Annotated in this window: 1 protein-coding gene; it reads right to left on the bottom strand. The window is 64.9% G+C overall.

Going from position 1 to position 1,684, the window contains the following annotated elements; translation table 11 throughout:
* Nucleotides 1-165 precede the first annotated feature (165 nt).
* Nucleotides 166-1,551 carry an IS1380 family transposase gene (locus tag NWF34_RS25205; protein WP_024498686.1) on the bottom strand — a complete coding sequence of 462 codons (1,386 nt, stop codon included), beginning with the start codon at nucleotides 1,549-1,551 and terminating at the stop codon, nucleotides 166-168.
* Nucleotides 1,552-1,684 lie beyond the last annotated feature (133 nt).

Raw genomic sequence — 1,684 nt, 5'->3', positions numbered from 1 at the left:
CCTGGATGCACCGATGTGGTGTGCCGGTGGTGGTGGAGGGTGTTGTGGGCGTGCGGTTTTGGGGGTGGTGGTATGTGGGCGTGGGTGGTCTGCCGATCTCGGAATGTCGGCTTGTTTCACTGGGTGTCCTGGTTGGGCCCGGGGGTGGGCGGGGTTGGTAGGGGTTTACGCGGGTTTTCGATGGTGGGTGTGGTCGAAGAGGTTCTGCCAGTACGGTTGCCAGGGCCAGTCGCGGGGTAGGTGCAAGGTCACGCGGCGTGCTGAGCGGGAGATGCGGGCGGCGATGCTGATCAGGGTGCGGCGCACGGTGGCGGTGGTGGCGGTGGTCATCCCGGCCACACATCCCGCGGCGCGGGAGAGGTTGAACGCGATGACTGCGCAGGTCAGCCAGGCGTTGTTCGCGGCGAACTGTGCCGAGGGCAGGTGGGCCAGGGGCCCGTTTTTGAGGTCGGCGTGGACGTTTTCGATGATGGCGTGTCCGCGGTGGATGGCGTCGGCGGTGACCGGATCGGGGTCGGGTTGGCTGGTGAAAAACGCGTGGTAGCGCCAGATCGGGAACAACTCGCCGGTCTGGGTGCTTTGTTCGTCGGGTACTCGCCGCACGATCAGGTGACCAGGCACTGGCTTCTTGCCGCTCATGTTGCCGGTGAATGCGGTGAACGGGGTGGCCGCGACCTGGGCGCGGTGGACCACGGTGTGGGTGTCGGGGTCATAGACCGGGCGGGTGTAGGTGATCGGTGTCCAGGCGGTGGCGTCGATGTTGGCGATGGCGCGCAGGACGTCGGGTTGGCGCCGCAGGGTGATCGAGACGTGCGCACCGTGGGCCAGGCAGGCGCGGACCATGTCGTAGGAGTAGAACGCGGAATCGGCACGCACCAGCACTGGTGGTGCAGTGGTGGTGGGCCTCAGACGGGTGAGCGTCTTCAGTGCTGAGGTGATCATTGACGCTGCGCCGTGCGAGGAACCGCGAGCACCGCGGCGTAGGCGCTGCCCACAGATCACCGGGGCCCGTCCTGGGGCGGTGAGCGTGGTCAGCAACACGTTGAGTCCGCGGGTGCCGGTGTAACCGACCTGCGCGCCCTGTTTGCCATAGCCGTGGACCTCGATGACAGTGTCATCGATGTCGAGCATCACCGAGGCGCTGGGATTACTGAGATCACCGAGCAGGCTGGTCTGTCGTGTCAGTTCGCCGAGAAACCGGGTGGCGACTGCGTCGAGTTGGCGGGTGTGGCCGTAGGTGAACATCCGCAGAAACGATCCCAGCGTGGACGGTGCGTAGGTGCGGTCGAACAGGGTACCCATCGCTCCGTGACGCAGCACACCCATGTCGGCGATGCTGTCCGCACCCATGACCATGCCGGTGACCAGCGCCGATACCTTCGCTCCTGGGTGGGCGCCTTTGTCGGTGGGGATCGTGAGCCACTCGTCGGCCAGGTCGGCCAAGCTGCACGAGGTGGCCAAGCCCATCACCGGCACGACCCCCGCTGCGGCGATCAGGTTCGGGTCGTCGAACGAGGCTGCTGCTACCGGGTTGGTATGAGAGAATCGCATCTGCGAGATGCCTTTCTTCGTGCCTGAATGTGTTCCTTAGACAAGTCCCATTCTTGCACTGCAGCAAGGCATCTCGCTTCTCAACACCCCATCAAACACCAGAAACCTCACCCCAAATCGGTGCATCCAGGCT

The organism is Gordonia sp. GONU (assembly GCF_024733855.1).
In the GTDB taxonomy this organism is placed as follows: domain Bacteria; phylum Actinomycetota; class Actinomycetes; order Mycobacteriales; family Mycobacteriaceae; genus Gordonia; species Gordonia amicalis.
This window is presented reverse-complemented; position numbering and strand designations above follow the sequence as displayed.

Bases quoted from the DNA above. Each gene is read 5' to 3' on its own strand.
- NWF34_RS25205 (WP_024498686.1), bottom strand. From the start codon at position 1,551: ATGCGATTCTCTCATACCAACCCGGTAGCAGCAGCCTCGTTCGACGAC.